The sequence below is a fragment of the Frankia gtarii genome, assembly GCF_025403375.1.
In the GTDB taxonomy this organism is placed as follows: domain Bacteria; phylum Actinomycetota; class Actinomycetes; order Frankiales; family Frankiaceae; genus Frankia; species Frankia gtarii.
This window is the reverse complement of record NZ_JAMPTM010000301.1, coordinates 1-7,859: the sequence shown is the minus strand read 5'-3', so window position 1 is coordinate 7,859 and position 7,859 is coordinate 1. Positions and strand designations below refer to the sequence as shown.

8 protein-coding genes and 1 pseudogene are annotated in these 7,859 nt (G+C 69.8%); 3 read left to right on the top strand and 6 right to left on the bottom strand.

The window, feature by feature from the left end:
• Positions 1-209 precede the first annotated feature (209 nt).
• On the bottom strand, positions 210-497 hold the full coding sequence (locus tag NBZ83_RS27625; protein ID WP_261570938.1) for a hypothetical protein: 288 nt from the start codon (positions 495-497) through the stop codon (positions 210-212).
• 31 nt (positions 498-528) lie between these two features.
• Here NBZ83_RS27625 and NBZ83_RS27620 point away from each other — a divergent pair, with 31 nt between their 5' ends.
• Entirely contained in the window at positions 529-933 is a 405-nt protein-coding gene (locus tag NBZ83_RS27620) for a type 1 glutamine amidotransferase family protein (RefSeq protein WP_261570937.1), read from the top strand.
• 265 nt (positions 934-1,198) lie between these two features.
• Here NBZ83_RS27620 and NBZ83_RS27615 read toward each other — a convergent pair whose 3' ends face one another.
• The 5 genes from NBZ83_RS27615 to NBZ83_RS27595 form a co-directional block, all read right to left on the bottom strand.
• Positions 1,199-2,179 carry a hypothetical protein gene (locus NBZ83_RS27615; RefSeq protein ID WP_261570936.1) on the bottom strand — a complete coding sequence of 327 codons (981 nt, stop codon included), beginning with the start codon at positions 2,177-2,179 and terminating at the stop codon, positions 1,199-1,201.
• Positions 2,180-3,038: 859 nt separating this feature from the next.
• Positions 3,039-4,313, bottom strand: coding sequence for an ABC transporter substrate-binding protein (locus NBZ83_RS27610; RefSeq protein ID WP_261570935.1), 1,275 nt, complete (start codon positions 4,311-4,313; stop codon positions 3,039-3,041).
• 140 nt (positions 4,314-4,453) lie between these two features.
• Positions 4,454-5,188 (bottom strand): NADPH-dependent FMN reductase, encoded by a 735-nt coding sequence (locus NBZ83_RS27605; protein WP_261570934.1) that lies wholly within the window; start codon positions 5,186-5,188, stop codon positions 4,454-4,456.
• A 76-nt stretch (positions 5,189-5,264) separates the two neighbouring features.
• The gene (gene soxR / locus NBZ83_RS27600) at positions 5,265-5,861 is read right to left on the bottom strand and encodes a redox-sensitive transcriptional activator SoxR (RefSeq protein WP_308203832.1); all 597 of its coding nucleotides are present in this window, start codon (positions 5,859-5,861) and stop codon (positions 5,265-5,267) included.
• 76 nt (positions 5,862-5,937) lie between these two features.
• Positions 5,938-7,098 carry an alkaline phosphatase PhoX gene (locus NBZ83_RS27595; protein WP_261570933.1) on the bottom strand — a complete coding sequence of 387 codons (1,161 nt, stop codon included), beginning with the start codon at positions 7,096-7,098 and terminating at the stop codon, positions 5,938-5,940.
• Positions 7,099-7,209: 111 nt separating this feature from the next.
• Between NBZ83_RS27595 and tnpA the strand changes: the two are divergent.
• Positions 7,210-7,535 (top strand): annotated as a pseudogene (gene tnpA, locus NBZ83_RS34410) (IS200/IS605 family transposase); the annotation flags it as partial.
• Positions 7,533-7,859, top strand: a 327-nt coding sequence (locus tag NBZ83_RS27585) for a transposase (protein WP_261576089.1), incomplete at its 3' end; no start/stop codon positions are given. The pseudogene tnpA and the gene NBZ83_RS27585, both read left to right, overlap by 3 nt.

The window sequence follows — 7,859 nt, the reverse complement described above, 5'->3', positions numbered from 1 at the left end:
GCCGTCGGTCGTCGTCGGCAGTTGCTGGAGGGTAGTGACCGTTGACGGCGTCCGGACCGTCAACAACCACCTTCAGCGCGCGTACGGCAAGCTCGGTGTCCTTCGCCGCACCGATCTCGCGGTGCGCCTGGGCGGTGGTCTGCTGCTCGTGACCGCCACCCGCGGGTCGTCGTCCTGACCGGGGGCGGGTCCCGACTGCACAGGGGCGGTCAGGGCTGCCGGGCGTCCAACCAGCTCGACATCCCGTTCAGGGCGCGGGCGATCGTGAACTCGAAGAACTCGACGTCCAGCTCGGCGGGGGGCCGCGGATCGCGCGCCCGGGTGAGAGCGTCGGCGCTGGCCGCGGCGAGGCCGGTGGTGTCCGTCGCGCCCTGGAAGTCGCTGAGCGCCGTGGCCATCCGGCCGCGGCTGTCCGGATGTTCGACCCGGTCGTCCTCGACCGAGACCATCATGACCCGGGTGATCCGCTGGACCTGCATGACCCCAGGATCGTGCACCTGCAGGCTGCTCGGACTGCCGATGATCCGGATGGCCGTGCCCCGCCAGGGTGTGCAGGCCACGATCGACCTGTTCGGTCGCCGGGAGCAGGTGTACTTCTACAACACCTTCCTCGCGCGTCATCCCAGCTCCCGGTTGGCGGGCGGGCCGGGGATCGGGGAGATCGAGGTGGCGCGTGACGGGGCGACGGGCGACGTGCACGCGTTGCGCGGGCCCACCTTCGCCTCCGTGCAGTTCCACGCGGCGTCGGTGCTGACCCGCAACGGGCTGGCGGTGATGGATGACCTGGTCACCGGCGCGCTGCGCGGCCGGCATAGCAGCCCGCGGGTGTCCTGTCTCGGTGACGCCGAGCAGCCCAGCCAACCGGTCTACCTCCCGCTTGGCTGGACCAGCCCTGCCTTGCTGTCGTCGGCGGCGCGATCTGTGGTGGGCTGACCATCGCGAGCCGTTCAGGTGACCGGTGACCGGTGACCGGGGGCCGGGAGACGGCCGTGTGTCCGCGGTGGATGCGGGGGAGAGCACCTCCATGTCTATTTTATTGGGTTCAGTGGCGATTTATCCCTACGGAAGAGACGGATGGCGCCGTTCCCACGCCCACCGCGAGGGCGGGGCCGCTCTCGTGCGGCGCGGGACCGGACGGCAGTCGCCAGTGCATCGGCTCGTCGGCCACCGTCCTGCTAGGGGTCGAGACAAAGGATCTTCAGGAGAAGATCCTTTGAAGTAGAAACTGCACAAAGATCAGAACTACCGGCAGCACCACTGTCGTCGATGCGCGAAAGGCCGTCCGGATTCTGGGCGCCGGGTCTTCGTGTAGAAGCTGCTGTCGTAGCATCAGGAGGGCATCAAGGCTATGCCGGAGGTGCACTGCCTCTTGAGCGGAAAGACGATCTATGCGTACCAGTCGAGTGCTCAGGGTCTCGATGGCGGGCGCCAGCGCTTCGACGGCTTCGGTCTGCATCCGGCGAGAGGTCCTGTTGAGCCACACGGTCGTTAGCCAGAAGGTGAGCAGGCCGCCGATCGACGTGAGCGCGATAAAAGTCGCAGATATGGATCTTGTCGTGTCGTGCAGTCTTGGCCAGACCGCAATAAGGGCTGGGACGGTGAAGTTGCTGAGGCTGAAGTTGACACCGTTTAGCCAGGCAAACCGAAAAAGACTCTGAAACCCGCCATACGGTGCTCTGAACGGGCGCCATTGGGGGGTGGAGTGCGTCACTGCAGAGTGCAGGATCGCGAGGACTTTGACTATTCCCCAGATTCCGGTCGCCGAGATGTGCCCGACGAAGATCAGGATGACTGACTCGCCGAGCAGGCCCGCCGGCCAATCTACGGGTGCGATGTCTCGAATTCCGTGTAGGACGTAACCAACGCTAATGGCGATGGGAAGGGCCAGCGACCTGCTTATCAGCGCATAGTGACGATCGATCCGGTCGATCGAGGACTGAATCGCTGGGATGTCCCAGCCTGCCTCCGTCTCGTCGGTGGAGAGTGCGTCCAGAAGCTCCTCGTATATAAACTCTCCTTGCTGGAAGACCAGCGGGGCCAATGATATCCAGAGGCCGGACAGAGGTGCGGCGATTTTCAGGAAATGATAATCGTCCGGTATCCCGTCTCTTCCTTGCCCGAGATACCAGACCCAGTAAAGAACGGTGGGTGCGAGGCCGAATAACGCAAAATTCGCCACCCTTTGGCGATATTGGCGATCGGCGCACCCCGGGATTGCGCGTGGAAGGGACACGTAGGGCGTGGAACGGGTTATGAGAGTAGTCACCTCGGCTGGTGTTCGTTAGCGCGTGCGACTGAACATCCAGGACGGCATCGTCGAGTGATACCCGTCATCGGTGGAACTCCTCCTGATTTTCCCGTCCGGTCGTCCATTGAATTCAGGGCTCGTTGACGCGGCAGCCGCAGCAGGCGAGCTCGCGGAGCGGAAGTGCACAAGCCCGTTGTCTCGCGTGTCGCCAAGGCTGATGAGCGGCTCGGGTCGCGCGGAAAACCGTTGCCAGGCTATATCTTTGTCACCCACAGTTTGTGGGCTATGTCAGTTTTTGGACATGCTTCAAGAATTGTTGTGGTGTTGCAGTGGTTGGGGACCCGTCGTGCAGGTCGGGGGCCGGCGTCAATGGCCTGAAATTCCGCCGACCTGCGTCCTCTGGTACAGCCGGCGGTTCAGTGGACAGCGGTCGCCTGGGCGGACGCTATCGCGTCGCCGTGAGGCGCTGTTACCCGGTATCTATCCGGGCCGGGTACTTCGAGTGCTGTGGGGAGAAATCCGGCACACGGCCGGAAGCGGCATTGCCGCAACTTATCGTCGCCAGGACCGGGCCGGCGCTGAAGTTTTTCCGCCCTGGTCATCGGCGGGGTCGAGGACTTGCCGCGTGGTGGCGACGCGACGGAGCCAGATCGTGCCACGGGAGAGATCGACTCGAGCGAGGACGGCTACTTCTGGGCGAGCAGGCCGAAGCCGCAGCCCACCGGGCACGTTGGCGACAGTGCTCGGTGGGTCCGGGAATCGGCTCGACCTACAGCGGCCCGGGCGCCGATCAGGAGCCGGCGCGGCGCAGGATGTCCAGGCCGTTGTAGGTCTCGGGGCCGAGGGGGACGAACGACTTCGAGGCGCTGTCCCAGCGGGCGCCCCGCATCGTGGTGTTGAAGATTCGCTGCGCGCCGGGGATCGGGGTGGTCGCGGTGAGGTCCAGCGGCGGGACGATGCCGCCCAGGTCCAGCTTCCTGGTCCGGTTGAGCTGGGCGAGCAGGTTCTTCGACGTCAGCGGCCCGGACACCTGGTTGCCGACCTTCTCGGCGATCTGCACCGACAGCCACGCCCCGGTGGTGGTCGTCGTCGTGCGCAGGGCGGGGGCGGCGTCGGCGTCCCCGGTGGCCTGCTCGGCGTCGAGTTCGGCGACCATCCGCGCGACCTCGGGGAACTGGGCGGTCTGGCTGAGTTCCGGGAAGGCGGTGGCGACGACGAGCTTGTCCGCGGCGGGGCCGAGCGTGGCCAGGTACTTCGGCGACAGGGTGCCCGCCGCGTGGCAGGTGCGGATCTGCTGGCCCGCCTTGGAAATCACCGCGTAGGCGGCCTGGTCGAAGACCACGAGCACCGCGCCGTCGGCGCCGGAGCGGGACAACTGGGAGATCGCCGGGGTGAAGTCGCTCGTCGTGATCGGGATGCGGATCTTCGGGCTGATCGGATGGTTGACGGCCTTCCCGCCGCCCTCGGCCATGACGATCAGCCGGTCGCTGGCGCTGAGGTCGTAGCCGACCAGGCCGAGGTGGTTCGCCCCCGCCTTGGCCAGCAGTGCCGGGCAGACCGCCGGGTAGAGCGTCAGCGGGCTGATGACGTAGCTGACGGGGGAGCTGAGCTCGGAGCCGTCGGCGGAGATGCCGGCCGACCCGATCGACGGGATGCCCGCGTTCTGCAGGATCGGCATGATCCCGCCGGCGCCGCTGACCTCGCTGACGACGGCGAGGACACCGGAGTCGACGGCCTGCTGGGCGCATTTCTTCGCGGCGGCGGCGTCGTTGCGCTCGTTGCAGTGGACGAGCTCGACGGGACGCCCGCCGATCCCGCCACGGGCGTTGACCCCGCGCACGGCGGCGCGGGTGGCGGCCACCATCTCGGGGTAGTTCGTCCCCGCGGTGCCCGTCGGGGCGATGATCATCAACTTGACGGGCGACCCCTTGGCGGCCGGATCGGACGCCGCAGCGCCGTCCGAACCACCGCCGCACGCGACGACCGTCGCCGCGAGTGCGGCGGCCAGACCTGCCCGGGCCAGACCTGCCCGGGCGAGTCCACGCAGCCCGTACCGTCGTCGCACTCTGTCATCTCCTGTCGTCCGTCCCCGCCGGGCACCGCGCTCCGCCGCCGGGGCCAGCCACGGTAGCCGTTGCACGAGAACGGTCACGCACTGGTGGCACGAACCGGCACCTCTGGGGCGTCGTCACTCGGCGGGGTGGCTCAGATCACCTGGGACCAGGCGTAGGTGAAGCCCATGATCTGGTCGACGAGTGTCTCGAGTCGCGCCGCGGCAGCCGGGTCGATCAGCCGGCCGTGGGCGTCGAAGAGGGGCTCCTCGGTGTTCAACGTCACGCCCAACGGGGTCGGCCAGCCGCGCAGGGCGTGCACGCACGAGCGCAGCGCGTCCAGCGTCGTGACCGCGGCCTGGGTGCCCTGGGCGCAGACGATGAGACCGACCGCCCGCCCGTCGAGGTACGGCCGCGGCGCGCCGCGCAGGTCCTCCAGGTAATCGAGCGCATTCTTGACCAGGCCGGACATCCCGCCGTGGTAGCCCGGGGTGGCGATCACGACGGCGTCGGACTGCTCCACGGCGGCGAGCAGGCGCAGCGCCGCGGCGGCGCGCTCGGGCCGTTCGGGGGCGTACATCGGCAGGTCCAGCTCGGCGGACCCGAACAGCACCGTCTCGGCGCCGGCCTGGGCCATCGTCGCGAGCACCACGGCCAGGGCCCGATGGGTGGCGGAGTCGGTCCTGGTGGTGCCGCCGATCCCGACGATCATCGGCCGGCGGCGACGGGTGCGCGCCGGGCCGGTTCCGGTGGGCGCAGGGTCGACGGGCCGGTGCGCTGCTCTGCTGGGCAGCGAGGAGATCGGTTCGCCACCGATGCGTTGACCGAGGCCGTTGACCTGCTCCGTGGAGCCGGCGCTCGACCGGAACGGTCCATATGTGTCCCCCACAACCCCTCCTGAGACCCTGCGTCGGCTCGTCCTGGCGCGTCGTGGACCGGCCGCGCCACCCGCCGTCAGGTCTGTCCTATCCGACGCACCCCGTCCCTGCGGCGGCGGGTCCGTTCGGATCGATGCCAGGTCCGGTCGGGCCGGTGCCGGTGCCGGTCGGGTCGGTGCCGGGGCCGGCGAGTGCGGCCTGCGGGCGGTGGCCGCCGTGATGCATCCGCCCGGCGCCGCGCAGCGTCGCGGGCAGCGCCCGGGCCCCCGAGCCGAGGGCGCCGATCCGGTCGCCCGGGTTGGAGATCCGGCAGCGCCGCAGGGACAGGCAGCCGCAGCCGATGCACGAGTCGAGCCCGTCGCGCAGCGCCTCGAGGGCCGCAATCTCCTCGTCCAGCCGGGAACGCCAGCGCCGCGAGATCGCCGACCAGTCCGCCTTGGTCGGGGTGCGGGCGTCCGGCAGCGACGCCAGCGCCTGCGCCACCTCGTCGAGGCTGAGACCCATCGCGGTGGCCGCGCGGATGAACGCCAGCCGGCGCAGCACGTGCCGTTCGTAGCGGCGCTGGCCCCCGGCGGTGCGGGTGGCGCCGATCAGGCCCTGCCGCTCGTAGAAGCGCAACGCGGACGGGGCGAATCCGCTGCGCTGCGACAGCTCGCCTACGGTCAACAGATCGGTGGGCAGCATGCCCGCGATCGTACGTCCCTATAGTTGAAGTCAGGTTCAGCTTTATCGCCCAGGTCGGGCGGGCGGGTTGGTCGGCTCAGAGACGGAAGGGTCCGGTCACCTCGAAGGTGATGCCGCCGCGGTTGCGCCCGGTGACACCGCGCTGGGACGAGAAGTACAGCCGGCGCCCGTCCGGGCTGAACGCCGGGCCGGTGATCTCGGATCTGTCGTGCGCCGGCAGTCGCAGGAAGGGCGCAACCACGCCGTCCGGGGTGATGAGCACCAGCGCGGGGCGGGCGTGGTCCTCGGCGACGTACAGGTCGCCCGAGCGCGCGCCGACGACGTTGTCCACTCCGGTGAGCGGCGGCGGGTCGGGCACGCTCGCCCGGTCGTAGATCAGGTCGATCCGCCCGGCGTCCACCCGGTACGCCCACACCCGGTCATCGCCCTTCGTCGTCAGGTAGCAGACGCCGTGGGCGTACCAGCAGCCCTCGCCGCCATGGAAACGGCGGGCCTCGCGGACCTGCCGGCGGGTCGCCCGGGGAAAGCCGTCCGGATCGCGCACCTGTTCCCAGCGCACCGGCCCGGACACGGCGTCCGAATCGCCGACCAGCACCTCCAGCCGGCCGGCGGACAGATCGCCCCAGCGGTCCGGGCGGAACCGGTAGAAGCAGCCGTCCTTGCGATCCTCGGTCAGGTAGATCACCCGGTGGTCGGGGTCGCAGGCCGCCGCCTCGTGGGCGAAGCGCCCCAGGGCCGGGCGCGCCACGGCCTGGCGTGACCCGTCCGGCCACGTCTCGTACACGCGTCCGGAGAAGAACTCCTCGCACGACAGCCAGGTCCCCCACGGGGTGGCCCCACCGGCGCAGTTGGCGGTGGTGCCACCGAGGATGCGCCCCGCCGAGGCGATCGAGCCGTCCGCCCGGAATCGCAGCGCCGAGGCGCCGCCGCGGCGCAGCACCTCCGAGTTCGACACGTACGTCCAGCCGCCGTCGGGTCCGGGGAAGCAGGCCCCGCCGTCGGGCGCGTCGTGCCAGACGTACTCGGTCGCGCCGACGAGCAGGTGTGAGCGGGCGACGATCCGGCTGGTGAAACCCGCGGGCAGCGCCACCCCGGAGCGGTCCGGCGGCCGCGGTGGCCCGTACGGCCCCACCCCGGGTCGGGCGGTGGCGGCCAGGGCCGCATGCCAGGTCGCCCCGGAGAACGCGGCGGTGCCCAGCGCCGCCACCGCCGAGCGCAGCAGCATCCGTCGATCCATCAAAGACCTCCGGAGGAGACTGTCGCCTTCGGGCGTCGGGGGAGTCCGGCACGGATCCGTACCGGTTGGACCGGCAACGCCGGTGTAGCCGGAGGCGTGTTCTGTCGGGTGATGGTCGGCGTGGGTGGCGCCTGCGACCTTGGCTGGCACGTCGTGTGGTGCCCGCAGTACCGCTCCGCCCCGTCCTGGCCGGCGCCGTCCGGGACCGCTGCGACGAGCCGGTCCGCGCCGAGTGCGCCGAGCACGAGTGGCCGGTTGTCGCGTTGGGGATCGAACCGGATCACGTTCGCCTGTTCGTCGAGGCTCACCCGTTGCATTCCCCGTTGCCCATGCTGTGGTCCTAGTAGTGCTTCGTTGCCACTGTCGGTGCTGTGTCTGCTGGGGCTGTGCGACGGTGGATCGACGCGCGGAACGGGCGGCCGTGGTGCAGGGGGGTGGTCGGGGTGGATGTCGGCGTCGCGTCGTTCCTGACCACCTCGAACGGTGAGCACGAGCCGAACCCGACATGCCTCGAGCGGTCCGCGGGCCGGCTGGCCGTCGCCCAGCGGGATCTGTCCCGTAGGAGGCGGGGTTCGGCGCGGTGCGGGAAGGCCGCTACCCGGGTGGGGACGATCAGCCGGGGTGTTGCCCGGCAGCGGTTCGATCATGCCCACAGGACGGCGCTGGGGCTGGTCTGCGGTCATGATCTGATCGCTGTGGAGAAGCTCGCCGTCACGGGCATGGTGCGCCGGGCGAGGCCCGGGCCGGGCCCGGACTTGTCG

Excerpts from the sequence above, each read along its gene's own strand:
- soxR (WP_308203832.1), bottom strand. The coding sequence starts at position 5,861 with ATGCTGCCCACCGATCTGTTGACCGTAGGCGAGCTGTCGCAGCGCAGC.
- NBZ83_RS27595 (WP_261570933.1), bottom strand. The coding sequence starts at position 7,098 with ATGGATCGACGGATGCTGCTGCGCTCGGCGGTGGCGGCGCTGGGCACC.
- NBZ83_RS27620 (WP_261570937.1), top strand. The coding sequence starts at position 529 with ATGGCCGTGCCCCGCCAGGGTGTGCAGGCCACGATCGACCTGTTCGGT.